This is a genomic window from Nostoc sp. FACHB-280 (assembly GCF_014697615.1).
Classification (GTDB): domain Bacteria; phylum Cyanobacteriota; class Cyanobacteriia; order Cyanobacteriales; family Nostocaceae; genus Nostoc_B.
On the sequence record NZ_JACJSD010000001.1, the window covers coordinates 84,649 to 111,590 of the forward strand.

The 26,942-nt window shown below is 40.6% G+C and carries 19 protein-coding genes; 10 read left to right on the top strand and 9 right to left on the bottom strand.

Features of this window, described 5'->3' with window-relative positions; genetic code table 11:
• The first annotated feature begins 243 nt into the window (after window positions 1-243).
• Window positions 244-3,087 carry a zinc-dependent metalloprotease gene (locus H6G75_RS00365; RefSeq protein ID WP_190978034.1) on the top strand — a complete coding sequence of 948 codons (2,844 nt, stop codon included), beginning with the start codon at window positions 244-246 and terminating at the stop codon, window positions 3,085-3,087.
• Here the strand turns inward: H6G75_RS00365 and H6G75_RS00370 are convergent.
• The 7 genes from H6G75_RS00370 to H6G75_RS00400 all read right to left on the bottom strand — a co-directional run bounded on the left by H6G75_RS00370 (window position 3,081) and on the right by H6G75_RS00400 (window position 14,986).
• The gene (locus tag H6G75_RS00370) at window positions 3,081-9,170 is read right to left on the bottom strand and encodes an eIF2A-related protein (RefSeq protein WP_190978035.1); all 6,090 of its coding nucleotides are present in this window, start codon (window positions 9,168-9,170) and stop codon (window positions 3,081-3,083) included. The two genes, H6G75_RS00365 and H6G75_RS00370, sit on opposite strands and share 7 nt — an antisense overlap.
• A gap of 220 nt (window positions 9,171-9,390) precedes the next feature.
• Window positions 9,391-11,076, bottom strand: coding sequence for a C25 family cysteine peptidase (locus H6G75_RS00375; protein ID WP_190978036.1), 1,686 nt, complete (start codon window positions 11,074-11,076; stop codon window positions 9,391-9,393).
• A gap of 37 nt (window positions 11,077-11,113) precedes the next feature.
• A complete protein-coding gene (locus tag H6G75_RS00380; protein ID WP_190978037.1) occupies window positions 11,114-12,493 on the bottom strand; it encodes a hypothetical protein in 1,380 nt (459 codons plus the stop codon).
• A gap of 428 nt (window positions 12,494-12,921) precedes the next feature.
• On the bottom strand, window positions 12,922-13,311 hold the full coding sequence (locus tag H6G75_RS00385) for a PIN domain-containing protein (RefSeq protein WP_190978038.1): 390 nt from the start codon (window positions 13,309-13,311) through the stop codon (window positions 12,922-12,924).
• Window positions 13,308-13,550, bottom strand: a complete 243-nt coding sequence (locus tag H6G75_RS00390) for a hypothetical protein (RefSeq protein WP_190978039.1) — start codon at window positions 13,548-13,550, stop codon at window positions 13,308-13,310. Before H6G75_RS00390 ends, H6G75_RS00385 begins: the two co-directional genes overlap by 4 nt.
• 38 nt (window positions 13,551-13,588) lie before the next feature.
• Window positions 13,589-14,725: an AI-2E family transporter gene (locus H6G75_RS00395; RefSeq protein WP_190978040.1), complete on the bottom strand. Its 1,137-nt coding sequence runs from the start codon at window positions 14,723-14,725 to the stop codon at window positions 13,589-13,591.
• Between the two features lie 66 nt (window positions 14,726-14,791).
• Complete coding sequence (locus H6G75_RS00400) at window positions 14,792-14,986, bottom strand: hypothetical protein (RefSeq protein ID WP_190965977.1); 195 nt, start codon at window positions 14,984-14,986, stop codon at window positions 14,792-14,794.
• A gap of 191 nt (window positions 14,987-15,177) precedes the next feature.
• On the opposite strand from H6G75_RS00400, the gene ftsH reads away from it, so the two are divergent.
• Window positions 15,178-17,115 carry an ATP-dependent zinc metalloprotease FtsH gene (ftsH, locus tag H6G75_RS00405; protein WP_190978041.1) on the top strand — a complete coding sequence of 646 codons (1,938 nt, stop codon included), beginning with the start codon at window positions 15,178-15,180 and terminating at the stop codon, window positions 17,113-17,115.
• A 317-nt stretch (window positions 17,116-17,432) separates the two neighbouring features.
• Here ftsH and H6G75_RS00410 read toward each other — a convergent pair whose 3' ends face one another.
• On the bottom strand, window positions 17,433-17,768 hold the full coding sequence (locus H6G75_RS00410; RefSeq protein WP_190978294.1) for a XisI protein: 336 nt from the start codon (window positions 17,766-17,768) through the stop codon (window positions 17,433-17,435).
• A 168-nt stretch (window positions 17,769-17,936) separates the two neighbouring features.
• On the opposite strand from H6G75_RS00410, the gene aroA reads away from it, so the two are divergent.
• From aroA to H6G75_RS00435, 5 genes are all read left to right on the top strand, one after another.
• The gene (aroA, locus tag H6G75_RS00415; RefSeq protein WP_190978042.1) at window positions 17,937-19,217 is read left to right on the top strand and encodes a 3-phosphoshikimate 1-carboxyvinyltransferase; all 1,281 of its coding nucleotides are present in this window, start codon (window positions 17,937-17,939) and stop codon (window positions 19,215-19,217) included.
• Between the two features lie 69 nt (window positions 19,218-19,286).
• A complete protein-coding gene (locus tag H6G75_RS00420) occupies window positions 19,287-19,733 on the top strand; it encodes a DUF3598 family protein (RefSeq protein ID WP_190978043.1) in 447 nt (148 codons plus the stop codon).
• Window positions 19,734-19,991: 258 nt separating this feature from the next.
• A complete protein-coding gene (gene hisS, locus H6G75_RS00425) occupies window positions 19,992-21,383 on the top strand; it encodes a histidine--tRNA ligase (RefSeq protein ID WP_190978044.1) in 1,392 nt (463 codons plus the stop codon).
• An 18-nt stretch (window positions 21,384-21,401) separates the two neighbouring features.
• The gene (locus H6G75_RS00430) at window positions 21,402-21,851 is read left to right on the top strand and encodes an ATP-binding protein (protein WP_190978045.1); all 450 of its coding nucleotides are present in this window, start codon (window positions 21,402-21,404) and stop codon (window positions 21,849-21,851) included.
• On the top strand, window positions 21,841-22,506 hold the full coding sequence (locus H6G75_RS00435; RefSeq protein ID WP_199337663.1) for a tRNA(His) guanylyltransferase Thg1 family protein: 666 nt from the start codon (window positions 21,841-21,843) through the stop codon (window positions 22,504-22,506). Before H6G75_RS00430 ends, H6G75_RS00435 begins: the two co-directional genes overlap by 11 nt.
• Before the next feature lie 306 nt (window positions 22,507-22,812).
• Here the strand turns inward: H6G75_RS00435 and H6G75_RS00440 are convergent, their stop codons facing one another.
• Window positions 22,813-23,550: a phosphoadenylyl-sulfate reductase gene (locus tag H6G75_RS00440; protein WP_190978046.1), complete on the bottom strand. Its 738-nt coding sequence runs from the start codon at window positions 23,548-23,550 to the stop codon at window positions 22,813-22,815.
• Between the two features lie 160 nt (window positions 23,551-23,710).
• On the opposite strand from H6G75_RS00440, the gene H6G75_RS00445 reads away from it, so the two are divergent.
• From H6G75_RS00445 to H6G75_RS00455, 3 genes are all read left to right on the top strand, one after another.
• Window positions 23,711-24,550, top strand: a complete 840-nt coding sequence (locus H6G75_RS00445; RefSeq protein WP_190978047.1) for a class I SAM-dependent methyltransferase — start codon at window positions 23,711-23,713, stop codon at window positions 24,548-24,550.
• A gap of 158 nt (window positions 24,551-24,708) precedes the next feature.
• Complete coding sequence (locus H6G75_RS00450) at window positions 24,709-25,629, top strand: ribonuclease D (protein ID WP_190978048.1); 921 nt, start codon at window positions 24,709-24,711, stop codon at window positions 25,627-25,629.
• 225 nt (window positions 25,630-25,854) lie between these two features.
• On the top strand, window positions 25,855-26,697 hold the full coding sequence (locus H6G75_RS00455) for a tetratricopeptide repeat protein (RefSeq protein WP_190978049.1): 843 nt from the start codon (window positions 25,855-25,857) through the stop codon (window positions 26,695-26,697).
• Window positions 26,698-26,942 lie beyond the last annotated feature (245 nt).

Here is a 26,942-nt window from a genome sequence, read left to right on the forward strand (position 1 = left end):
GAAAGACTGTAGCAAGACATACATTATTTCAACAGCTTTACAATATATAGTTCAAAAAAACATATATCTCTAGCTGTATAAAACATCTACCTTAAGATACAATTAATTTCACTGGAACCAGAAAAATTCTTTGCCTGACTACAGTGAATTAACACTACCAGTCAGCCTTAAATATTGAAGAAATATCGGAAAACTACAGGGTTTTCTCTACAAAATCACCACTGCACAAACAAAAGCTAAAGAATGAAACACTGGATCGCCAAGTTAGCAATCTGCACAATATTGCTATATAACTTTTTCTGTAATCATAGTTGGGCAATTGCAAATCAAATTTCAGAAAAAAATCCTCAAGAGATAAACTCAATTCCTGGAGTAGAAAATTTAGCAGCTACTAGTGATTTTGGCGAGAATAAACAAGTAGAAACACAACAATCTCAGCCTGTAGTTAAAGGGATAATTAAACAAGCAGGACTATTCACAACTTATCAAGACTCAGAATCAGGCAAAATTTATTTAGCAATTAAGCCAGAACAGCTAAATAAAAGTTATCTCGCTACAGTTACTTTAGAATCTGGGATTGGGGAAAGTGGGATTTATAGTGGATTACCTTTAGCTGATTTTTTGTTTTATTGGCGGCGCGTCAAGGACAATTTGCATTTTGTAGTTCAGAATGTCAAATTTCGGATAAAATCAGGTGAAGCTGAACAGCGATCGCTAACTCGTTCATTTAGTGATTCAGTACTTTATTCTGTGGCAATTGATAGTATTGAGCCAAGCACGAAAAGTCTAGTTATTGACCTAGAAGAACTGTTAATGCAGGATTTTTCCGGGTTAGCACCTTTATTAAAATACTATTTACAAGCTGAATATCACTTCGATAAAACTAAATCTTATTTTGGTGATGTGCAGAGTTTTCTGAAAAATGTCGAGATTGATTCGATATATGGTTTTTCTGCACCAGAAGGGGCAAATCTAATAACATTGCCAGACAGTCGCGCCCTGAGTTTAAAAGTACATTATAGTTTTTCTCAACTGCCAGAAAATAACGGCTATATTCCCAGAATTGCCGATGACCGAGTAGGTTATTTTATTACTGCATTCCAAGATTTTTCTCCAGATAATATTCAAGAACCATTTGTCCGGTACATTAATCGTTGGCATTTAGAACCATCCGACCCTAACGCACCTTTATCTCCACCCAAAAAACCGATTGTATTTTGGATTGAAAATGCTGTTCCACCAATATACCGAGATGCCATTCGTGAAGGCGTTTTAATGTGGAATAAAGCTTTTGAAAAAGCTGGATTTCAAAATGCTATTGAAGTGCGACAAATGCCAGATGATGCTGAATGGCATCCCGCAGATGTGCGCTACAACACTATTCGCTGGTTCAACTCTTTAGATGCTGGTTTTGCCAGAGGGCCGATGCGTGTAAACCCCCTCACTGGCGAAATATTAGATGCAGATATTATTGTTGATGCCAACATGGTGCGCTCAGTTCAACAAGAATATCATGCACTGATTGAAGCTTCATCAATGTGTCAGACGGAAGGCAGTGGTTCGGCTACGCTCACCAACCGGGGGCAGGGGGCAGGGGGCAGGGGTGCAGGGGAGACAAGGGGGACAAGGGAGACAAGGGAGACAGGGAAGATAAGGGAGGAGTCTTTCCACCTTGTCTACCCCCTCTACCTTGTCTCCCCCCACTCCCCACTCCCCACTCCCCACTCCCAAGACACAGAGACTTGTTACGGCACAGAGTCTACCGAACAAGTCGCTATGGGGGCGTTAGCATTATCACTGCTGCAAAATACCAAGCCCAATAGTGAAATGATGAAGGAGTATGTTCATCAATACTTGCGTTCTGTTATTGCCCATGAGGTGGGACACACTCTGGGTTTGCGGCACAATTTTCATGGCAGCACAATGTTAGCGCCGCAAGAATTGAATAACCCCGAAATCACCCAAACCAAAGGTTTAGCAGGTTCGGTGATGGACTATTTACCTGTGAATATTGCCCCTCAAGGAGTGCAACAAGGTGAGTATTTTCCGAGTGTAGTTGGCCCTTATGATGAATGGGCAATTGCCTATGGTTACAAAAAACTGCCTGATGTAGAGGGTGAAATAGTTACGCCGGAAACTGAAAAAAGCTTTTTAGAAGCAATTGCTTTAGCATCACCGCAACCAGAATTGTCTTACGCCACCGACGAAGATATCCGCGACATCAACCCATTAGCGAATGTTTGGGATATGAGTAGTGATGTGCTGATGTACTCTCAATGGCAAATGGACAACGCCCGTGTGATGTGGCAACGTCTGGATGAGGGTTATTTACCCAAGGGAGAAAGTTATAGTAGCTTGCGGGTTTTGTTTAATAGAGTGCTGAGATATTATTTCCGCAATGCCAGCTTACTTTCTCAATATATTGGTGGGCAGTCATTTCGGCGGCTTCATGTTGGTGATGATAGTTCTTGGGCTTTTGTACCTGTTTCGCTAACCCAACAGCGTCAAGCATTAGCAAAGTTGCAAGAATATGTGTTTGCGGAGGATGCTTTTAGTTTCTCACCGCAGTTGTTAAATCAACTTGCACCGTCGCGCTGGCAACATTGGGGTAGTCCCATACATCATGCTCGTCTTGATTATCCAATTCACGATCGCATTCTCAGTTTTCAGAGTACCATTTTACGATCGCTGTTAGATAGCGATCGCATCAATCGGCTGCGGGATGTAGAATTAAAAACACCACCTGGAGAAGCACTGTCTTTACCAGAGTTATTTGATACCCTGCAAACAGGTATTTGGACAGAAATTTTCACCCCAGAACAACCAAAATCAATATCTAGTATTCGCCGTTCCCTACAACAAGAACATCTGAATATCTTGTTAGAGATGCTGTTGCAGACTCATGATGAATTAGAAGATAGCCGCACACTAGCTTGGTATGAATTGCGACAACTGCAAACAGCCATTGATAGCAAGCTAAAAGAATTTGGCAAAGCTTTAGATATTTACACAATAGCTCATTTAGAATTTGCAGGCGATCGCATTAGCAAAGCCTTAAATTCCCAGTTGCTTTCCCAGAGTTATTGAGATAGGGAAATATTATCACAGACTTTTTTGTCTCTTCCTTCTATATCATCGCTATTATCCAAGTAATCTTTTACCCATTCACAAGCACTGGCAAGCAACCTATTTAAGTCAGTTTCTTCCACATTCCACAATCGCACAGTATTATCCCAACTACCAGAAGCCAAAGTTTTGCCATCGGGACTAAAGGCTACAGTTGTGACGACAGACTCATGGCCAAAATATGTGTTTAACAGACGACCATCTAAATCCCAAAGTTTGATAGTTTTATCCTTACTACTAGAAGCCAAATTTTTACCATCAGGACTGAAAACTACACTTGTTACCTGAGATTCATGTCCTTTTAGGGTATGCAAGAGATTACCGTTTAAATCCCAGAGGTTGATATTTTTATCCTTACTAATAGATGCGATAATTTTACTGTCATGACTAAAGACTAATTGTTGAATTTCGTCTTTATTGTTTTTACTTTCTTGCTGTTCTGGAAAACTCTTTTTCTGATTATTTTTTAAATCCCAGAGGATGATAGTATTCTTACTACTAGAAACAAGAGTTTGTCCATTTGGACTAAAATCTATTGGGTTGGTTTCATCTTCATATCCTTCTAAAGTTCGCTGAAGATTACCATTTAAATCCCAAATTTTGATGGTTTTATCCTTACTACCCGAAGCTAGAGTTTTACCATCAGGGCTAAATACGACTTGTGTAAATTCTCCTTGAGGTTCTTTAAAGGTAGGGATGAGATTACCATTTAAATCCCAAAGTTTGATAGTTTTATAGCTACTAACAGAGGCAACTATTTTACCATCAGGGCTAAGAGCAATGCTAGTAAAATTACCTGTATGCTGCTTCTGTTTTTCCTTCTCTCCCTCTTCTTTTTCTTTTTCATCATCCTGTAAATTTTGGAAGATAATTTTTTCTCCTTTAGTGGACGCAATTAGATTTTTTCCATCAGGAGACAAGATTATTTTAGTAACATCTTCTTTAATATAAAACTCTTGGGGATTTGATTCCGTGCCATCTAAGTTCCAAAGTTTAATTATTTTATCATAACCACCAGAAGCTAAAGTTTTCCCATCCCGACTGAAAACTACACTTGTAACTGTGTCTGAATGCTTGAGAATTTGCCCAATTTTATTCAGCTTCCAAACTTTAATCGTTTTATCTTTACTAGCACTAATCAGTATCCTTTTATAAGGATGAAAAATAGCACTAGTCACTGCGGCTTGATGTCCCCGAAAAGTTTGCAACAATGTGCCATTTAAGTTCCAATATTTAACTGTGTTATCTTCGCTGGTAGATGCAAAAGTGTTAGTTTTGGCATCAAAAACAATGCTAGTTACGCCTGCTTGATGCGCTGTTAAGGTACGTAAACTTTTATTCTTCACCCAAAGTCTAACAGTACCATCTGCACTGCCAAAGATAACCTGATTATCATCACGACTAAAAACAACACTTGTAATAGGCGCTGAATGATTTTTATCTTTAAAAGTTGAGGATGATAGTTTACCCTGTAAATTCCAAAGTTTCAGTGTGCCATCTTCGCTACCAGAAGCTAAAATTTTATCATTGTGGCTAAAAGCAATATTTGTAACGGCTGCTTGATGACCTTTGAGTGTTTTTAGTAACTCGCCTTGAAAATTCCAGAGTTTAATGGTTTTGTCTTTGCTGGCTGTAGCGATAATTTTATTTTTGTGACTAAAAACAATACTAGTAATTGCATATTTATGACCTTTGAGGGTATGTAATAAATTACCGTTTACATCCCAAAGATTAATAGTATTATCACTACCGGCAGAAGCTAAGATATAACCACCAGGACTATAAGCAATATTCGTCAGTGAATAGTTATTTTTTGTCAGTTTATGTAATAATGTACCATCTAAATTCCAGATAATGATTGTATTATCATTGCTGGTAGAAGCTAAAGTTTGATTATCGGGGCTAAAAGCAATATTTGTGACTGCATATTTATGTCCTGTTAATGTATGTAAAAGTTTGCCATTTAAGTCCCAGAGTTTGACTGTATTATCATCACTGGCAGAAGCTAAAATTTGACCATTAGAACTAAGAGTCAGACGATTAACGGCTGCTTCATGTCCTGTAAGAGTATTTAAAAGTTTGCCATCTAAATTCCAGAGAATAATAGTATTGTCTCCACCTGCTGAGGCTAATGTTCCACCATTAGGGCTAAAAGCAACACTAGAGATATCAGCTTGATGACCCTTTAAACTAGTTTGTAATTTTTGAGTATTTAAATCCCATATTTGAACAGTCTTATTATCACCATAAGCCAGAGTTTGACCATCTGGACTGAAGGCTAATAAGTCTAGAGCTATATTAATATCTTCACTTTTATCCTGAGTATCACTAGGCGGCTTTAAGGTTTTTATTGGCTGACTATTTAACTGCTTTAAATCCCAAATTTTCACTACACGATCAACATTTGCAGCCGCTAAAGTTTTATTATCTGGACTGAAAACCATGCTTGAAATTGTATTTTTCTGTGCTGCAATAAATTGAGTATATTTTTTGGGTTTATTTTCTAAATTCCAAAGTTCTATAGTACTATCTTGCCAATTATCCTTAGAAGCAAAATTTTTATCACTTACCTTAGCAATTGCTAATATTTTACCATCTGCGCGTAAAGATGTACTTGTAATAATGATATCTCCACTATCTTCTGTCAGCAATTGAGGTTCAGATTCTTGTCCTGTTAAATCCCATATTTTGACATCAAATAAACCAGCAATAATTAAATTATGACTGTCAGGAGTAAAGTTAATTTTTGTAATCACCTCTTCCGCTTTCCAATCTCGTTTTGAAATTAAATTTTTATTTTTCTCATCAAAATGTTCTAAATTCCAGATTTTTACCTCACCATCTTCACTAGCAGAAGCAAGAGTTTTACCATCGGGACTAAAGGCAAGACTTGTAATACTAGTTTGATGTTCTTTGAGAACTTTTAACTCTTTACCGTGTAAATCCCAAAGCCTAATAGTTTTATCAGCACTACCGGAGGCGATAATTTGTCCATTAGGGCTGAAGGCAATTGTTTGAACAGTAGCCTCATGTTTAATTAAACGATTACGTTCTTTAATTTGATATACGGATTTTTGCAAAGCTTCGATGACTCTAGGCTGCGATTGATCGAGTTTTTGCGTGGTCTTGCCGACATTGATTTTTTCTAGAATTTCTCTGAATGGTTCAGGCGGATGAATCAGTGATAATGGTTCGGAAAAGAACAGTTTAATGTTATTTTGTGTCTGTCGTTTTTTGCCTGCCTTAATTGCTAGGATGACTGACTTCAACTCTTGATGAGAATTAAAGGTTGCCAAAGAATTTAAACTACTAGCATTGATTTCATTAAATTCTCCTTTGCGCCACAGCTCTAATGATTTGAATAATAAACTTGTAATAATTAAGGTAATGATTGTACCGCCACTCATGAAAAGGATTGTGGTAACATCACGACGGTGACGATTGATTTTTTCTTGTTCTTGGCGTAAGTGAAATGCTGCACAGGTAGAGATATATTCTGATTCGAGTTGATTTAAAAAGCCCGATTGTTTTAAAAGTTCTTGGGATTCTTTTAATCTACCGCCGCGATGAATCAGATAATTTTCGTCTTTTTGTTGTTTTTCCCACTCAAAGGCTGCTTGGCGAATTGTTTCACGCAGTTGCAAACTGACGCGATTTTCATCTAACCAAGTAATTAATCTTGGCCAATGGCGAATTAAGGCTTCGTGGGCGACTTCGACTTCTTCTTGAAATGTGGCTGAGTTAACACTAACTACTATCAGTCGCGCACCTTCACCTGCTAACCGCTTGAGGAGATTTTTGGTTAATATTTGCTTGTCGTCGGCGGGAATTAATTCTTCTAACCCAACGCGGCGGCGTGTATCTCTGCGCCTTTCACCTTGGACGGCGTTTTCATCCAAGCGAGTTAACCGGATGAAGATATTTTTAAATTGTTCTTGTTCGTCGGCTGACAAACTATTGTAAACTTCATCGGCAGTTTGGGCGATCGCTTTCTGCACACCCCCAATGGCTTCATATTCCTCAACCCGCAACCACCGCCCATGTCGCCGTTTCCATAACTCCAGCAAGGCGTGTTGCAATAAAGGCATTGCCCCTGGTTCGCCTTGCACATCATCTAAAATGTTATTACTCAACCCAGCTTCAAAACGTAACCCCACTTGTGCGGCTTGTAATTCCATTGCTTTTCGCAATTCCGCCGCGTCCATCGCCCCGATTAATTTTTGGTGAGATTCCATCAACTCTTTGAGTGGACGATAAGTTGCACATTCACCCCAAAAATCTGCCCGCATGGTGACAATTACAGGCTGTTGCTGAGTCAAACTCAATAATTTTTGAATAAACTCTTGGCGCTGAGTTTCGTCACTACATAGGGTGAATAGTTCTTCAAATTGGTCAACTACAATAATTGATGGTTGATTCTGCACCGCCGCTAAACTAGCTTGGAGTTGTTCGCTGGGGTTAGTGTTGGGGGTGAGATAAGCCAAGACTAAATCAGGCTGTTTTTCTTGCAGCGTCGGAATTAACCCCGCCAACACTACTGATGATTTACCACTCCCCGATGCACCCAACACCGCCAAAAAGTTATGTTCTGCTAGTTTTTGTTGTAGTTGGGTAATTAATTGTTCTCGCCCAAAAAAGAACTCGCGGTTTTGTTGGCGGAAAGGATACAAACCCAAAAACGGACAACGGCTATCGTAGGCTGGTAATTGCTTATTCAAAGCCACCGCATTAAAACTCAAGTCCAAGACTTCCAGCGCCAAGTTATTGACTTCGATTAACGCTTGTTCCCGTTCTTGTTTCGCTTGGGGACTTAAAGTGGTGATATCTGTGCCGAAAGTATCGGTTAATTTTTGAGATGGGTTGTGGAGTTTGGGGTATAGTATGGGCGATCGCTCTAACAATAATTTTTCTAATTGTTTCAGACCAAACTCGATTTCTGCGGCTGTCAAATCTCTATCGAGTTGGTCACTAAATAATGGTCTACCACCCAACCGACTAAACAAAGCCGGTACTGTCACATCATACCTTTCAGCCAAGGAAGCCGCCGCCTCTTGTAGCGCCTTGTCAACTTCCCCAGACTCGTGTAGTTGCTTATAAAAATGTTCTGCTAAAGCTTGGGCGGTTTTCACCGAAACTTTTTCCGTCATAGCGACAACCGCCGGCATTCCCAAATCTCGCACCAAACGCTGTCCCAAACCACCTAATCCCGCCTCTGCATCTGGATGGGCGCTTTCACAAGTACAAAGAAAGGTAAAATGAGGTAATCCCTTTGCGCCACGTAATAACCGCAGTCTATCTAATAACCGCGTGGCTGTGACTGGCTCAACTGTATTATCAGCCTTTGACCAATAAAGTACCGTCTCGCCATTGTCGAGTAATTTGCCGTGGCTGACAAAGTGTAATAATGTATACTGCTTTGTTCTGTCTGTTAAATGAGTGCAGAGTTCATCTAAAGTTGGTAAACCCATTGCGCCATCAACAGTTGCTAACACATCACTGGGAATATCACCCAAAGCAGAACGCACGCTTTTAACAGTACCTTCCACATCAAACAAATCTAATTGATACTTCTGGGAATCCGAGGGACTAGCAACTAAGATTAAGGCGCGTAAATCTCTGCGTCCAATGGGGGGGAAACGTCGGTCGGTGGTGGCGGGAATATATAGAGAAAAAGGCACTCGCTGATCAAGTGCTAACATTTGCCAACCTTCATCTAAAGGGGCGCACAACCTTTCCCAACGCAGAGTTCTAAGTTCTTTATCAACAGCCTCGATGAACAGCAAAACCCGCAAACAATCTTCACTCTCCCGAATTGCGGCGGTAAAAGCATCACGGATTTCATCTTGGAATAAGGCTTTACCCAAGAGTATGCCGTATTTTTGTGGTTGTCCTAGTAAACTAATTTGTTGTTGTAAATCTGTTTCCGTTAGTTGGAGATTACCTTCCGCACGCAATGGTAAAAGTGTTCCCGGCCGACTATATTCGACCACAATCGGCCAGTTCTCTCCTGATTTGCGTTGGATGATAATCTCGAAGGTGTTCATTGGAAGTATGAAGTGTAAAGTATGAAGTGTGGAATGGAGATAGTTTAATAAGACTTACGCAAAATACCTCTCAAACTCTCCTCCGTGAACTCTGCGTCTCTGTGGTTCGTTTTTCCGTAGCCTGTACGTAAGTCCTATTTAATCAGGAAAAGCTAGAGACAAAGGAAGTTTCACAAATCCCCAGCCTCTAGCCTCTAGCCCCTAAGTTTTCATTACCGAATTAACCTAATTTCTTGAGAGTCTCCAGTAAACTCACCACAGTAGAAACTGTGACTTGAAGTTTTTGAGAGCGATCGCCTGCGGTTTGATCAACAGCTTTGATAAACTGCTCTAAGGCTTGGGATAAGTTTGCTTGGGCTTGTTGAATTGCAGGTGTATCCGATGATGTCTGCGGTGTTGTGGGTGCTGTGGGTAACTTGATGGATTCGATCACAGGGCGATCGCCTGTGGAATTGTTACCGACAACTAGCCTAACTGCGGGGTCGCCAATAATTGCGTAACTGCGAGCATCGTTATTCGCTGTCCACATTCCCGATATAGTGATGGGATTAGCGAGCGCACCATATTTAATTTCTTCTAGTTCTGTGCTGAGGTCAGAAGATAATTCCGCATAGCGTTCGTTGAAATATTCTACGGCTGATCCGACTGGATGTCCTTCTAGTAACCGTTTTAAGGTACTTTGAAAAACTGCTAATTGTTTACCAGTTTTTTCCCACACAAAAGAACAACCCCAAGCCCGTTCAACGTGACCAATCACCGCCAAAGCCCCACCGTTGGGGTGACTCAGCAATCGTCGTGGTAAAGGTGCAATGAAAGACTTAGGTGCGATCGCTAATCTTTCATTCGAGTTTTTCTGATGAGCAAATTCATCCAGTTTGGGAGTCCCCGCACCGTAACAAGCAAAGTGAAAAGCAATTAACCCTAACAACTTGGCATCACTACCAACATCATCAGCCGAAAAGTAAAAATCTTCAGGAATTGCTTCGCGCCATGTCAACGGGCCTGGCCAATCTTGACACAATAACGCTCCTTGGTGGCGGAGTTGCTTTTCATGACCATTGGGAAAACCCATCCCATGACTAGCAGTAAACAACAATGCTGGTGTTTCTTCCCCACCTAATAATCTGCCTAAACGGGCTTTAGTCGCTTCTTCTGCCAGAATACTGTTAACTGTCCACTCGTTGTCTTTCTGCTCATTCAGCATCCAGTCAGCTAAAGGCCGAATCAAGTTTTCGGCGCTGAGTTGAGTGGCTTGATCTGCGGCGTTACGTACACCAAAAAAGCTGGCGCGGCGAGGTAAAGATAAATTAGTGGTTTCGGCTTGCACCACACTCCGCGCATACTGAGCATATTCTTCTGGCGTATCGAAGTAAATTCGACCCACTGCATACTGCACATCTAATTGATATTGAAAACGATAGGGAATCGTCTCTGGATCACCCACAATTAACAGGTAGTATGGCATTTTATCTGGGTCGGCTGGGCCTGGGCCAACACCATGACGTGATAAAAATTGATTCTTCGATTCCCCAGGACGATAACCTTTGGGGCCTATGTATTCTTTATAAAAATGCTCTTTTTTCGCGGTTGCTTGTCTTTGGCGATGCTCTAATAATTCTTTCAGAGCTTCTTTAATAGCTGGGTCAGCATTAAAGGCAAAAATCACACCCCAACCTGTTTCCGCCAAGTTTTTCGGGTCTATCCCTTCCATCGGCGCAAAATGCGGGTCTAGACCTTTCACTTTTTGGTCTTTTTGCTGAAGTTCAATGAGTTCTTCCGGGTCAAAACTTTCACCCTGAGCAATTCTTGACAACTGTTCTGGTGTTAATGGTGGCAATAAATAGCTACCAGAAGCAGCATCAATACCGTTGAAATATAGTTCTTCGGTTAGTGGTTCTACGACCATATTCAGTACACCCTGTGTTTTAATTTTAATTGTTGAATTAACTACCAAAAGCCGCAGCCCAAACAGCATGAGCTACTTCCGGCTTATCAATGCTGTTGTGAGCATCGTCATCTTTATTATTCTTGCGGTTACGGATAAACTCGCTACTTTCTAAGTTGTAAACTTTACCTGCTTGGAAATTATAGGGCTTGTCACAAGGGTACATTTTGAGGCTGATACTTTCGTTAATCCCCTGAATACCAAATGTGCCAATACTGCCATACTCAGGAAATTCTGATTTAGTCTCAGCAAAGTTAATATCTTGACCTTGGAGCCTACCAAGTACACTGGCTGCTGGATAAAGTTTGGTCACAGAACTATCGTGAATCGACCGAGTAGTAACAATTGGGCCTGTAACTTTGCGTTTATTGATAATAGAAGAAAAACAACCAGGTAAATTCTTGCGGCGAGGAATATCAGGACAGTAAGACCAAAGTGATAAAGCCCCTTGAATCAATACTAAAGAATCAACTGGGCGGACTAACTGACTATTGTCTTTTCCAGCCACAATTGAAGAAACCATAATACATCCAAAACTATGTCCCACCAGATGAAATCGGACTGTTTTAGCGGCAGCTTTTTGCAGTTGAGTTAATAACTTAAAGCCACTGGTACTACCAATATCCCGCGCCCTTTCTTTCATCTTCCAATAGGAGAGATAACCTAAAACGTCCAGAAATGGATTAGTTTTAGCTTGGAAAAAATCACCAATTCCAAAACTGATTTCTTGGGTTTCTGGTTCATCTGCTCTTAGTGATTGATAAATACTTGCTGGATTTAAGTTTAAAGATGCGTTATCTTCTTCATCACCGTTGAGAGCGGCTTCCTTGATTAGCACCTCATAAGCTTGGTTCACTTGCGGCGGTAATGTTTCTGGCGGATAGGCATATTCTATTGAAGCTGCAAAAATTGTTCTAAGTGCATCACGGGCTGTTTCTGTATCAGCTACATCTTGAGCATATTCATCAATTAAATTATTTAACTCTGACCCTGATGTGTCAAAAGATGTGGTTCTAGGTTTAGCGTTTAAGTCTTCATTTCCCCAAGGTTTACTCGGCCAATGTAACCCAATTAGTAAGGGGCGAAATTCCTGATTTTGTGACTGGCGTAATTCTTTAATTTTTTGGATATCAGCAGCGTTACGCCCCATAGCTGTTATCCATTTGGTGTATTGTTCTTTGGCTGCGGGAATATCACCTAACCATCCGTGACTAATCAAAAATACGTCTGTTATGGGTTCGGAAGATAGTATATCTACTAACTTTTGGCTGATGAAACCAGTAGGTTCTAGACGTTCATTGCCGTTAGCATCAAAAGCAACGAGATAATACGTTGACGGTAAAGCAGTGGTAGTAATATTTACAGTTTCAATTGGCATGAAAAAATGCTGGTGTGGGTGTAATTTGGATGTACTGCACCAAGAAATTTAGTGAGCGATCACTCACCCTCAGTACAGCTTCATAAGTGGTAGATGCACCGCATAATTAGCATTGTGATACTCATCTGATTTTTAAATTCGTCATCACATATACTTAGTTATGCCTACACACTTGAATACACCTTAACCATAAACAAACAGTGAATCCTCAGTAATAATACTTGGTTTTTTACGGAAGTTTTTGCAAAAAAATATTATTTTTAGTTACGATTTATACACAAATTTTTCCGTCAGAGTAAAATCATCGTAACAGTACTTACGCAGTGAACCACTCAGAATTTTTCATTCCAGCACCTTTTCATATCTGCTTGAGAGTGTAAAATTTACTCACAACCTTAACTGATGACCAACGCAAGCTAAACTTCTATCTACTTCAGCGTTTGCACATCAGGATAGTTAAGAATTTTTGTATCGGCAGTTAATAAAGGGCAACTATAAAATCTTGCGGTAGCCACAATAAGTTGATCAAAAGGGTCGCTATGGAAGCCATTTAATTGAGTTGAATCAATGACTATTGGTAGAGACAAATTTAATAGTTGTACACCAGGATAAGCTAAGGCAACTTCTAGCCATTTATCAATAGCTAAAGGCAAAATCAATCTCTTTTTTTCTACCGATTTGGCTACTTCCCAGCATGAAAGAATGCTTACTCCTAAACAGTCAGACTCGTAATCTTTTAACCATTTTTGTTGTTGTTTAGTCAGTTGTGAATCATTTTGTACCCACCAGACCCAAATATGAGTATCAAGTATAATCACTGCAAAACTTCCCAGTCCTCTAAAGCGACGGGTTCAGTAGGGTCATTATAACGGTAAGGCTGTGTGTTGTGGAGAGGATAAGGATTTGTAGTTAATGAAAGTAACGGCGGTGCTTGATGTTGTGGCGTTTTAGTTTCTAGAATAATCACTTCTACAACATCCCCAGCATGAAAAGGTAATCCCTGTAGAGTTAAAGTCCCATCTTCAGTTAAAACAACTTCTATCTTGTGAGCATTCATATTGTGAAATCTATCTCTCCCTTGTCTCCCTTGTCTCTTTAATCTTCTTTAGGCAAATTCTCTTCCACCGCATTAGGGGGATGTTCCTCATAAAATTCATCATGATTATTAGGAGGGTTACAAACTATCACCACCTCAGTTTCTTTGGATTGATGAATTCCCCATTGGTCTAATACATCTTTGATTAAAATTTCCTGTACCCAAATTTTAGCAACAACTGTTAAAGGCAAAGCTAAAAATAAGCCTAAAAAGCCGAAGAATGTCACAAAAAATAATTGAGAAATTAAAGTCACGGCGGGTAACAATGAAACTTGTTGTGCCATGACATAAGGTGTAATAAAATTACTTTCAGTTTGTTGAATAAAAAAGTAGAGAATCAAGACAGCTAAAGATTTCCAAGGAGCGTCTAATAAAGCGATCGCCATTGCGGGGACTACACTTAATGTCGGGCCTAAATTGGGTATTAAGTTTAAAAAGCCCGCCAAAATTCCTAAAGCCAAGGCTGCTTTTACACCCAAAACTGATAAGCCAACCACACTCATCAAGCCGACGACACCCATTGCAATCAGCGCACCTGTTACCCATCCTTGCAATGAAAGTTCGCATTTATCTAAAATGCCATCTACCCGGCGGCGATAAAAGGAAGGAAATACACGAATAAAGACTCGGCGGTAAGCTAAGGGATCAGCTAACAGCATTCCTGTCCACACCAGTACCAACAAAACTTTCAGAACAACTTCTAAAGAACTGGAGACAAAGGCAAAGGAACTCCCCAAAACCCGATTAATAAAAGGCTGTGCTTGCTGAATTAAACTATTGAGATCGGGAATGTAGGGGACTAATTGGCTAGGAACCCTGGTTTTCATTTCATCCAGCCAACTATTAAAGCGTTCTATACCTTGGGGAACCCGGTAAGTTAACTCATGAAATTGTTGGGCAAAAGGTGGCACAATCAACAGGAAAAAAACCACCACCGCAGCAAAAAAGAGAGCCACTGAAATGATGACAGCAAAACCGCGCTTAATTCCTAAGTTTTGAAAACGCTTTGCTAACCGATTTAATGTAGTTGCTAAAACCACGGCGGCAAACATCAGCAATAAAACTTCTTTGATTTGCCACAATATGTATAAAGAAAGAACTATGGCGATTAAACCGATCCATTGACCAAGGTTCACAGGTTAACTCCCGGCTGTTGGTGATGCAGTTAGGTTAGCTGATTTTAGCAATAACGCCCAGATGATTTAAGTTAAATTTGTTTTTGTTTGGAATCGCCAGAATAATGCGATCGCTATAATTACAGTCGGTGACAAAACTAAAATTAAGGCGTTTGTCGTTGTCGCCGGAAGCGGCACACTTGGCAAAATGTACTTAATCGCCGCAGATAACAAAGCTGACAGTACAAGCAGTTTGGCAATAAAAATTAACTGGTTTGGCATAGCAGTACGGCAATTCACCTTTTTCTGTAGGGTATACCCGAATATAAGCTCAAAGGCAGACTCTCTACAATATTCACATAAGTACACAACCTAGAAGCTAGTAGAACAAGGCAAAAGTCAAAAGGCAAAAGTAAAAAGAAAAAATATTGACGCTGGACTTTTGGCAAAAAATTAATTAAGGATAAATCAAAATGCCTGTAGAAAAAAATAACCAAAATCCTATCAAACCGCCAAGAGTGAGGCAGTTTGGTGGTAGTTTACTAATACTACTGACTCTGTTATTACTGCTTAATTTTATTGTTCCTAGTTTCTTTGGGCCGCGATTGCCACAAGTGCCTTATAGTGACTTTGTGGCGCTAGTTCAGCAAGGTAAAGTAGACCGTGCTGTAGTAGGAGGCGATCGCATTGAGTATACGCTCAAAGGGCAGACTCCCGATGATAAAACTACTGAACAGGTATTTGCCACCACGCCTGTAGCCTTAGATTTAGATTTACCGAAGATTCTGCGCGAGAATAAGGTTGAATTTGCTGCACCACTCCCAGACCAAAATGCTTGGATAGGGACTCTTTTGAGTTGGGTTGCACCCCCATTAATTTTCTTTGGGATTTGGGGCTTTTTAATTAATCGCCAAGGTGGTGGCCCGGCTGCACTCACTGTTGGTAAAAGCAAAGCCCGGATTTATTCTGAAGGTAGCACTGGGGTAAAATTCCCCGATGTGGCTGGAGTAGATGAAGCCAAAGTCGAACTCGAAGAAATAGTAGATTTCCTCAAAAATGCGACCAAATACACCAACTTAGGCGCGAAAATTCCTAAAGGTGTGTTGTTAGTCGGGCCTCCAGGTACAGGTAAAACATTACTAGCAAAAGCGATCGCAGGGGAAGCAGGGGTTCCTTTCTTCAGCATCTCTGGTTCCGAATTTATCGAATTATTCGTTGGTGTCGGTGCGGCGCGGGTACGCGACTTGTTTGAACAAGCCAAAAAACAAGCACCTTGTATTGTCTTCATCGATGAATTAGACGCATTAGGTAAATCTCGCGGTGGTGCGGGTGGATTTGTCGGCGGTAACGATGAACGGGAACAAACCCTCAACCAATTACTTACCGAAATGGATGGTTTTGATGCCAACACAGGGGTAATTATCATCGCCGCCACCAACCGTCCCGAAGTTTTAGACCCCGCTTTGCGCCGTCCCGGACGCTTTGACCGTCAAGTAGTAGTTGATCGCCCTGATAAAATTGGTCGAGAAGCAATTCTCAAGGTTCATGCACGCAGCGTTAAATTGGCAGATGATGTTAACCTCGCCACCATCGCCATCAGAACTCCTGGTTTTGCTGGCGCAGACTTAGCCAACCTCGTCAACGAAGCCGCATTGTTAGCCGCAAGGCAAAATCGCCCCGCCGTGATTATGGCAGATTTCAACGAAGCGATCGAACGGGTGGTTGCAGGTTTAGAAAAACGCTCCCGTGTGCTTAACGAAACCGAGAAAAAGACCGTCGCTTATCACGAAGTTGGTCACGCCATCATTGGTGCATTGATGCCTGGGGCTGGTAAAGTTGAAAAAATCTCCGTAGTTCCCCGTGGTGTTGGTGCGTTGGGTTATACGATTCAAATGCCCGAAGAAGACCGCTTCTTGATGATTGAAGATGAAATTCGCGGTCGCATTGCTACCCTGTTGGGTGGACGTTCTGCTGAAGAAATCGTCTTTGGCAAAGTTTCCACAGGCGCGAGTGACGATATCCAAAAAGCCACCGACTTAGCCGAACGCTACGTTACCTTGTATGGAATGAGCGATAAACTTGGCCCTGTCGCCTTTGAAAAAACCCAACAGCAGTTTCTTGATGGTTACGGTAACGCCCGTCGCGCTATTAGTCCCCAAGTCGCCCAAGAAATTGACCAAGAAGTCAAGCAAATAGTAGATAACGCTCATCATATTGCTTTGAGCATTCTGCAACAAAACCGCGACTTGCTAGAAGAAACCGCCCAAGAACTACTGCAAAGAGAAATTCTCGAAGGTACAGACTTGCGCGATCGCCTCAAACAAGCCAAAGCACCCGAAGACCTGTCAGAATGGTTACGTTCAGGAAATGTCTCACCCGATAAACCATTGATGCAATCTGTGTTGAATTAAATAATTAAATCTGTGTGGTGCGTTGTCTTTTGCGACAACGCACCATATTTTTTTAGGATTTAAACCAAGTTTAATGTGAAGCTACACTAAATTAAATTCTAGATTCTTGGCGCTCTTGGTGGTTCGTAATACCCTATTCTGAACTTCAAATCATTAACCGCAGATGGACGCAGATGAACGCGGATGAATTTTTTAAGGGATTTCCAAGAAATAAATTATCAAATCTTGTGGGGTGGGCTTCTAGCCCGCCCTTGGCTAGGGGCGGACAAGATGTCCACCCCACAAGAAAAATTGTATGTTTTTTTATTTGGAAGTCCCTAAGCCACACCATAATCTGTGTACTGCCTTTTATAGGGAGGTTGCAGTCCCAAAACAATGTCATCTCTAGGAACACCCATCTTCACCAACTCTTCAGCCGGATTTTGATCCGTTAAATTCTGCTGAAGCCAGATTTTTCCATTTTTAATTTCCAAGTGGATAACACAACGATAAATGCGGTCAAATTGTTGCCAACCTACATTCATCCACTGATAATGATCTCGTTCCGTATCAAAGATAAGTTGCGTTTCAACCTGCTCATCGGAAACATCGTCACTAGCATAATGAGTAAGCAAGGTCTGAATGTACTCGCGGTATTTAGCTATTTTATCCATTGCAATACAACCCACAACTTTTCCATCCCTACACCCTTTCACCCATACACCCACTCCCCACTTCCAACTCCCAGGTTACTGAGCGCAGCCGAAGTACACTCCCCATATTTCTTAATCCCCCGAACTCACGTAATATTTAAGTTGTAGCTGACCATCTAGAGGTTTAACGTGGATACCATTGCTATACCTGCTCTCGATCGCCCAGTGGATGCCACGGTAGAAATTCCTGGTTCTAAAAGTATTACTAATCGGGCATTACTTGTTGCTGCTTTGGCACAAGGCGACTCAATTTTAGAAAATGCCTTATTTAGTGAAGACAGTGAATATTTTGCCAAATGTGTCGAAAATTTGGGCATTCCCATCACCTTAAATCCTGAATCAGCACAGATGCAAGTGTCAGGAAAAGGTGGGGAAATTCCCGCAACCCAGGCGGATTTATTTGTCGGTTTAGCAGGTACAGCCGCGCGGTTTATCTCAGCTTTGGTGGTACTCGGTAACGGGGAATATCGCTTAGATGGTGTACCGAGAATGCGGGAAAGGCCGATGGGCGATATGTTAACCGTGTTCCAAACAGGCGGAACCACCGTTAACTTTGAGGGTAATGCTGGTTATATGCCCTACACTATCTACAGTCAGCAATTTTCTGGTGGACATATTCGCATCAAAGCCAATCAAACTAGTCAACAACTCTCAGCATTGCTAATGATTGCGCCTTATGCTCAACAAGACACAATTATTGAAGTGGAAGGCACACTAGTTTCTCAATCTTACGTGAAAATGACTTGTCGCCTCATGGCAGATTTTGGCGTAGAGGTGAATCAAGTTGGCGACAATCAATTTCATATCAAAGCGGGACAGCGTTACCAACCGCGACATTACACTATCGAACCGGATGCGTCGAATGCGTCTTACTTTTTCGCTGCGGCTGCTGTGACTGGTGGACGGGTGCGGGTTAAGTATTTAACGAAGCAATCTTATCAAGGTGATATTCTGTGGCTGAATGTGCTGGAACAGATGGGTTGTCAAGTACGTGAGGCTGATGATTATATTGAATTGACTGGGCCAGAACAATTACAGGGTATCGATATTGATATGAATGATATCTCTGACCTTGTACAAACATTAGGAGCGATCGCGCCTTTTGCCAATTCACCCGTTACCATCCGTAATGTCGAACATATCCGCTACAAAGAAACTGAACGTATTCATGCTGTGGTGACTGAATTGCGTCGCTTAGGTGTCAAGGTTGAAGAATTCCCCGATGGGTTAAAAGTCGAACCAAGTCCCATTACACCAGCCGCCATTGAAACTTATCACGATCATCGTATGGCTATGGCATTTGCTGTCACAGGCTTAAAGGTTCCTGGAATTGTAATTCAAGATCCCGGTTGTACAGCCAAAACCTTTCCCGACTACTTCACCCGATTCTTTAAAATGATTGAACAATAGCTGGCTAATATTGAGTTCCTACCTTAATCTTAACGATAAGTATTTACGCCAACTGATAGGAGTTGCATCATGTCTAATCTTAGAGAAGAAATGCCAGTGCTTGCACGTCACGAAGGCGATTGGGTAGGAACTTATACACTAGTAGATACGGAAGGCAAAATTTTAGATCAACATAACTCCCATTTAAGCTGTCAATTTCCCAATGACAGTCCAGATTCTTACTACCAAGTCAATCGCTACACCTGGGCTAATGGTAAACAAGAAGAACATCAATTTCCAGCTAAATATTGTGATAAAGCTATTTGGTTTGATACAGAACGCATCACAGGCAAAGCCTGGGAAATAGATGATTCTACTTTAATTTTGTGGTTTTCTTATAAGACAGTTCCAGACGCATACTTATATGAAATGATTCAAATTAGTCCAGATAACAACTCTCGCGCCCGCACATGGCATTGGTTTAAAAATCACCAAATTTACCAGCGTACCCTCATTCAAGAACAAAGGGTTAGATAGTCATTTAAAGATTGAAACATAGTTTAAATTTCAGGTGCGTTAAACTACGTTAATTCCCATCTTGCACCAAACGAATGAAGTCGCGGTTCATCTTGCACACAGATAAAACCCTTAATTTCACTTTAGTCCGCGTAGGCGGACTTCGTTTTTATAGCCGCGAATTCCATTCGTCGGGGCTAGATGCAAGATATGTGTTAACGCACTATTTTATGACATAATAGATAGTTCATTATATTTAAATTTAAATAGATTACACAAATGGCTAAAACTGACAAAATTAACTTTTCTACTCCTAGTGGTTTTCCTGAATTTTTACCTAGTGAAAAACGCCTGGAATTATATTTACTAGATACCATCCGTAGAGTTTATGAAAGCTATGGATTTACACCCATAGAAACTCCTGCTGTAGAAAGGTTAGAAGTATTACAAGCAAAGGGTAATCAAGGCGACAATATTATTTATGGTATCGACCCAATCTTACCACCCAATCGCCAAGCCGAAAGAGATAAAGCTGGCGAAACAGGTTCAGAAGCACGCGCTTTAAAATTTGACCAAACTGTTCCCTTAGCAGCGTATATTGCCCGTCACTTAAATGAATTAACTTTCCCATTTGCCCGTTATCAAATGGATGTCGTATTTCGGGGAGAACGTGCTAAAGATGGACGTTTTCGCCAATTTCGTCAATGTGATATCGATGTAATTGCGCGGCGGGAACTCAGCTTATTATATGACGCGCAAATGCCAGCAATTATTACTGAAATATTTGAAGCAGTGAATATTGGTGACTTTTTAATTCGCATCAATAACCGTAAAATATTAACTGGATTTTTCCAGTCATTAGGCATTGCTGAAACTCAAATTAAAACTTGTATTAGTATTATTGATAATCTAGAAAAAATTGGCGAAACTAAAGTCAAACAAGAATTAGAAAAAGAAGGTATATCAGCAGAAAATACACAGAAGATTATTGATTTTATCAAAATTGACGGCAATGTTGATGAAGTATTAGATAAACTTAAACACCTCTCACAAAACTTACCAACAGCCGAGCAATTTAGTTTAGGCGTTACAGAATTAGAAACAGTAATTACAGGTGTGCGTAACTTGGGAGTTCCCGATAAACGTTTTTGTATTGATTTAGCGATCGCCCGTGGTTTAAATTACTATACAGGCACAGTTTACGAAACTACCCTCATCGGTCATGAGGCGTTAGGTAGTATTTGTTCTGGCGGTAGATATGAAGAATTAGTTGGCATGTTTATCGGCGAGAAAATGCCGGGAGTGGGCATTTCTATTGGCTTGACTCGCTTAATTAGCAGACTACTCAAAGCAGGGATTTTAAAGACTTTACCTGCAACACCAGCCCAAGTAGTAGTAGTCAATATGCAAGAAGATTTAATGCCGACTTATTTAAAAGTATCCCAAAAGTTACGCCAAGCAGGTATTAATGTCATTACCAATTTTGAGAAACGCCCATTAGGTAAACAATTCCAAGCCGCAGATAAACAAGGAATTAGATTTTGTGTAATCATCGGTACTGATGAAGCCGCCGCCCAAAAATCATCACTTAAAGATTTGCAAACAGGCGAACAAATAGAAGTAGCACTAGCAGATTTAGCTGGAGAAATTAAACATAGATTAGAGCTTTGATTAACTGTTGAATTAACCGTGCAATTAATCATTTTTATTGGGATACAGGCAAGCGGAAAATCAACCTTCTACAGTCAAAGGTTTTCTGATACTCACATCAGAATCAACCTGGATATGCTCAAAACTAGACACCGGGAAAAGCGATTGATAGAAACTTGTCTGGAAATTGGTCAATCATTTGTTGTAGATAATACAAATCCTACACCTGAAGAGCGAGAACGCTACATTTTGTTAGCCAAGAATCAAGGATTTCAGATTACTGGCTATTATTTTGAATCAAAAATTGCTGATTCAATTCAACGTAATCAAAACCGCAAACCGGAACAGCAGGTACCAGATAAAGGTATTAGAGGAACATACTCACGGCTGATACTTCCCAAATATGAGGAAGGTTTTGACAAACTTTATTATGTTCGGTTAATACCAAAAGGAGAGTTTGCTGTACAGGAGTGGCTGAATGAAGTTTGAAGAGTTAGACACAAGACTGAGAATTTTTGAAACAGCCCACGATTTGTGTGTATTGCCAGGGCTATTTATGGTTGCTCGAATTGATGGGCGTAACTTTACTCGCTTGACAAAGGAAACTCACAAATTTGCGGCTCCCTTTGATCCTCAATTTCGAGATTACATGGTATCTACAGTAGAACACCTAATGAATTGTGGATTCCGGATCATTTATGGCTATACGCAAAGTGACGAAATCTCACTTCTATTCCACCGAGATGAGGAAAGTTTTAGTCGCAAATTGCGGAAACTCAACTCTATTTTGGCAGGAGAGGCAAGTGCAAAGCTTTCACTTCTACTCAATAGCATTGCCGCTTTTGATTGTCGAGTGTCACAACTTCCTACCTTAAATCTAGTAGTCGATTACTTTCGCTGGCGGAATGAAGACGCTCATCGCAATGCCTTAAATGCTCACTGTTACTGGATGCTACGCAAAGCAGGTGAAAGTGCCGTAACTGCTACAGAAAAGCTTGATAGGCTTTCAGTCAGTGATAAAAATGAATTATTACTCATAAATATAATGGATAAAGAAGTATTAAAAGAAGCTCTGCAACTTGACTATCGATTACGCTCAGAAATGTTGAATTATGACATAATTCAACATTTCTGCATTAAATGATATTCATAATTGGTTTACCCATTGTTGCTACTGTACTTCACTAGATTGATAAATGCTATAACACTTCAAATTTACATAGTTCAGAGTTAAAAATGTTGAGTTTATATGCTCAACATTCTTAACTTGGAACTACAACAAAATGCAAAAGTGGTTAATTGTGTTCCTATTTCTCAGACTGAGAAAAGGCATAGCGAAATAGTTTTAGTCAATAATTTTAGTAAAAGAACAATGGTTGCCAAATCATCAAAAACAATTCTCAAATTTAGTAAGAGCGCAAAAACTTGCGCCCCTATAGTATGACTTGACTTACGATTTTTGTAAGTTTCCTAGGTGTAGACCACACTCTTTAGCAGTAGATTCCTCCCACCACCAACGACCTTCGCGTTCGTGCTGATTTGGCAGAACTGGTCTAGTACAAGGTTCGCAACCAATACTAATAAAACCGCGTTCGTGTAATTTGTTGTAAGGTACATCTAAAGCGCGAATGTATTCCCATACCTGTGCAGAAGACCAGTTAGCTAAGGGGTTGAATTTAATTAACTGATGGTCTTCTGTCGAAAATGCAGTATCAACTTCAATGACGGGAATATGATTGCGGGTGCTGGGACTTTGGTCTTTACGCTGTCCTGTCACCCAAGCATCAAGAGTATTTAACTTGCGGCGCAGTGGTCTAACTTTGCGGATAGCACAGCATTCTTTGTGACCATCTTGATAAAAGCTGAACAATCCTTTTTCTTCTACCAAAGCTTGGACTTCTGCGGCATCAGGAAACATGACTTCTAGTTTAATGCCATAATGTTCTCTGACTTTATCTAACAACTGATATGTTTCTGGGTGCAAGCGCCCGGTATCGAGGGTAAAAACTCGAAAGTTTTTGGTAATTTTAGAAGCAATATCAATCAATACAACATCTTCAGCACCACTGAAAGAAATTGCCATGTTGTCAAAAGTGTCCAAGGCAAATTTGAGAATTTCTCTCGGTGATTTTTGGCTATATTCTGCTTCTAAAGCTGCAATATTTAAGTCCGTATGGGCGGCTACCATGTTTAAATGTTCTCTTCTCTCTGAACTTGAATTTTACCAATTTCAGATGCGGTTATACCAATTCTCGACCAAAACTTACGGAAATTACTCCAGATGTTGCGCCCAAACTGCAAGTTGCGATCGCTGTTACACTGCAATTATCTCACTCTAGCCAGACCCAATGCCCGATCAACTCCGACTCAGCGACTACAAGCAACAAATAGCTGACCTCTTTAATCGCAGAAGTCCAACTTATGATCAAAGCGAGTGGCATTTACAAATTGCTCATCGTTTGGTGGAATATGCCCAACTGCGTCCAGGAGATCAGGTATTAGATATTGCAACTGGTACGGCGATGGCTGCAATTGCGGCGGCTCAAGTTGTAGGCGCTGGCGGTAAGGTAATTGGTATAGATATTTCATCGGGAATGCTGGCACAAGCACAACAAAAAGTCACCGAATTAGGGCTGACAAATATTGAATTTCAATTAGCGGATGCAGAATCACTCAACTTTCCAGCTAACAGTTTTGATTGCATCTTATGTTCTTCGGCATTAATTTGGCTGGAAAATTTTACAGGTGCATTACACCATTGGCATCAATTTTTAAAACCTGGGGGCTTACTTGGATTTCATGCCTTTGCAGAGACCGCTTTTATTGCCAGTATTGTAGTGCAGAAAGTTTTGGCAAAGTATGGCATTGCTCTTTATTTAAACCAGCCTACAGGCACAACAGAAAAGTGTCGTCATTTACTAGAAGCAGCAGGTTATGACTGCATTGAAATTATATCTGAGCAATATGGCAGTTATGTTAATTTAGAGCAAGCTAAGGGAATGTGGTTGGGTAGTTCTTATCCAGCACCGGGGCAATTTCCTAATCCTTTTTCGCAGTTATCAACTCAAGAAGTAGAGCAAGTTAAGGCAGAATTTGAATTAGAATTAGCTGCTTTAGAAACTGCACAAGGAATTTGGAATGATATTACTACATTTTTTACCTTTGGGCGGAAACCAGTTATACAGTAGAATGCAGGAGTCAGAATTTAAATAAGCTTTTTATTTTACTTTGAAAATGAAATATAGCGTTTTCTAGTAACATATCTACTGCAAAAGCTTTTGGTGCGTTACTGCTTACGCCTAACACACCCTACTGGACTGTTTCAGAAATCAAATTAAACATTAAAATGCCTTACTTGAATACTGCTCGTGCAATTCGTAACATGATTGCTGAATATACTCAAGCTTCAACTTTGTGGATAGATACAGAAGTAGCTGATTATAATAGCCGAAATCCCAGATTGTCGCTGATTCAGGTGTTAGATCATCCTGATGATATGAGTGGCGATCGCGTTTTTTTGTTGGATGTATTAAATCAAGATGAGTTGGTAGCTGATTTTATTCAGCAAGTAATGTTAAATCCCAATGTCGAAAAAGTATTTCATAACGCTAGTTATGATGTAAAATTTCTCGGTAATAAAAAAGCTAAAAATATTACTTGTACTTTAGAAATCGCGAAAAAAATTCCTTATTATCTGTTACCAGTACCGAATTATCAACTCAAAACTCTTGCAACTGTTTTATGTAACTTTCACGATATTGATAAACAATCACAAAGTAGCGATTGGAGCAGAAGACCTTTATCAGAAGAACAAATAGACTACGCTTATCTTGACTGCATTTATCTTGCTCAAGTGCATAAATGTTTGTTAGAATTACAAGCAGAAGGTAATCCCGAACCAGATACAGAAGATTTAATAGCTCTGAATGCTAGATATACCCAAATAGAAGAACAATGGAAGCTATTAAACTCTGAATATGAACATTTACAAGAGCGCATTAAAAAAGCTATGCAGGCTCAAAATGTATCAGAAACATCTGCTTTTAAGTTGACGGCTTATGAACGCAAAACTGTAAAAGCCCAATTCTTAGAGTTAGCTAGACTGGTACAAACTCAAGGATTAGATTTAGATTTCCCGATTACCTTGACTCAAAAGCTGCAAAAAGATTTAGGTGAAAATTTAGAACAATTATCTGTAGAAATAGATACATCTAATGCTTTGCGGCTAACTCCGAAAACTCAGGAAACTAATGGTGAGGATGAGTGAGAAGAGTGATTGATTTGAGTGCAGTTCTTATTAATAAATAAGCAAGAACGTATAATTCATCACCGTTAAATTACCAGCTAAAACACAAAAAGTTGATAAACTTCCCGGTTACGGCAAGAGTTAACCGTTATTAAACCTAGGGAATATCAGTTAAGTGTAAAATTCCAGAATTAAGAAAATTGGGTGCTAATTAAATCTAGGTGGAATGGTGGTTAAAAGCAACTTATGAAGCTGCGGTTATGGGAGCAAAAGCGGGTGAAGGAAAATAAAGCATTGGCTATGGTTGTGCTGACTGTGTTGAGTGCAATTACCCTTGTCTCTTGCAATCGAGATAAGAATGTTTTGGTGACAGAAATCGGCTTCAATCCTCCTAGCCGCCGGACTATTAAAACTTCACAAGCTGGGGCGCTGTATCTTCAAGGACAAAATCAGCACCTCAAAGGCGACTTACAAGCAGCGATCGCATCTTATACTAAAGCCATCAATCTCAACCCTGAATATAGTGCAGCTTACAAAGGGCGGGGACTGGCTTATTTTGATACAGGTGACAAACAAAAAGCCATCGATGATTATAACGAAGCCTTGCGCCTGTCTCCCAACGATGCCGAAGCTTATAACAGTAGAGGAAACGCCCGCGCCTCCTTGGGAGATAATCGAGGTGCGATCGCAGATTATACCCAAGCTGTTAAACTGTCACCCAACTATGCCGAAGCTTATAATAACCGCGCCAATGCCCGTGCAGCCATAGGCGAGAGAGATGGTTCACTAGAAGATTACGACCAAGCAATTATTCTCAATCCGCGTTATGCGATCGCTTACAATAACCGAGGTAACGCTAGGGCTGCTCAAGGAGACAAACAAGGAGCCATATCCGACTACAACGAAGCCATACGCCTCAATCCCAACTTTGCACCAGCTTATAACAATCGCGGTAACGCCCGCGCCGCCCAAGGCGACAAACAAGGCGCTATGAAAGATTTAGAACAAGCCGCCGCCATTTTACAACGTCAAGGTAATAACGACTTGTATCAACAAGTAATGAATAATATGCAGGAACTTGGGCAATAGTTTAGGCGTTGTGTGTTGAAGTTGGGTTTACTTCGACCCTTTGACAAGCTTAGGGCGGCGCTGTAATCAATAAACGAAATCGAAAATTTACAGTATGAAACCGTATCCCGCCTTGAACTAAAGTTCCAGGCTCATAGCCAAAGTCTACTGAAGTAGACTGGAATCAATTTTTCTTTGAGTCCTCTTGAGAGGACTTGCGCTATGAGACTCGGAATTTATTCCGAGGCAGGACAGATGCACTTAAC

Excerpts from the sequence above, each read along its gene's own strand:
- H6G75_RS00450 (WP_190978048.1), top strand. The coding sequence starts at position 24,709 with ATGCCTTACTTGAATACTGCTCGTGCAATTCGTAACATGATTGCTGAA.
- H6G75_RS00400 (WP_190965977.1), bottom strand. The coding sequence starts at position 14,986 with ATGCCAAACCAGTTAATTTTTATTGCCAAACTGCTTGTACTGTCAGCT.
- ftsH (WP_190978041.1), top strand. The coding sequence starts at position 15,178 with ATGCCTGTAGAAAAAAATAACCAAAATCCTATCAAACCGCCAAGAGTG.
- H6G75_RS00390 (WP_190978039.1), bottom strand. The coding sequence starts at position 13,550 with ATGAATGCTCACAAGATAGAAGTTGTTTTAACTGAAGATGGGACTTTA.
- H6G75_RS00440 (WP_190978046.1), bottom strand. The coding sequence starts at position 23,550 with ATGGTAGCCGCCCATACGGACTTAAATATTGCAGCTTTAGAAGCAGAA.
- H6G75_RS00435 (WP_199337663.1), top strand. The coding sequence starts at position 21,841 with ATGAAGTTTGAAGAGTTAGACACAAGACTGAGAATTTTTGAAACAGCC.
- hisS (WP_190978044.1), top strand. The coding sequence starts at position 19,992 with ATGGCTAAAACTGACAAAATTAACTTTTCTACTCCTAGTGGTTTTCCT.
- H6G75_RS00365 (WP_190978034.1), top strand. The coding sequence starts at position 244 with ATGAAACACTGGATCGCCAAGTTAGCAATCTGCACAATATTGCTATAT.
- H6G75_RS00375 (WP_190978036.1), bottom strand. The coding sequence starts at position 11,076 with ATGGTCGTAGAACCACTAACCGAAGAACTATATTTCAACGGTATTGAT.
- H6G75_RS00455 (WP_190978049.1), top strand. The coding sequence starts at position 25,855 with ATGAAGCTGCGGTTATGGGAGCAAAAGCGGGTGAAGGAAAATAAAGCA.
- H6G75_RS00445 (WP_190978047.1), top strand. The coding sequence starts at position 23,711 with ATGCCCGATCAACTCCGACTCAGCGACTACAAGCAACAAATAGCTGAC.
- H6G75_RS00370 (WP_190978035.1), bottom strand. The coding sequence starts at position 9,170 with ATGAACACCTTCGAGATTATCATCCAACGCAAATCAGGAGAGAACTGG.
- H6G75_RS00380 (WP_190978037.1), bottom strand. The coding sequence starts at position 12,493 with ATGCCAATTGAAACTGTAAATATTACTACCACTGCTTTACCGTCAACG.
- H6G75_RS00420 (WP_190978043.1), top strand. The coding sequence starts at position 19,287 with ATGTCTAATCTTAGAGAAGAAATGCCAGTGCTTGCACGTCACGAAGGC.
- H6G75_RS00410 (WP_190978294.1), bottom strand. The coding sequence starts at position 17,768 with ATGGATAAAATAGCTAAATACCGCGAGTACATTCAGACCTTGCTTACT.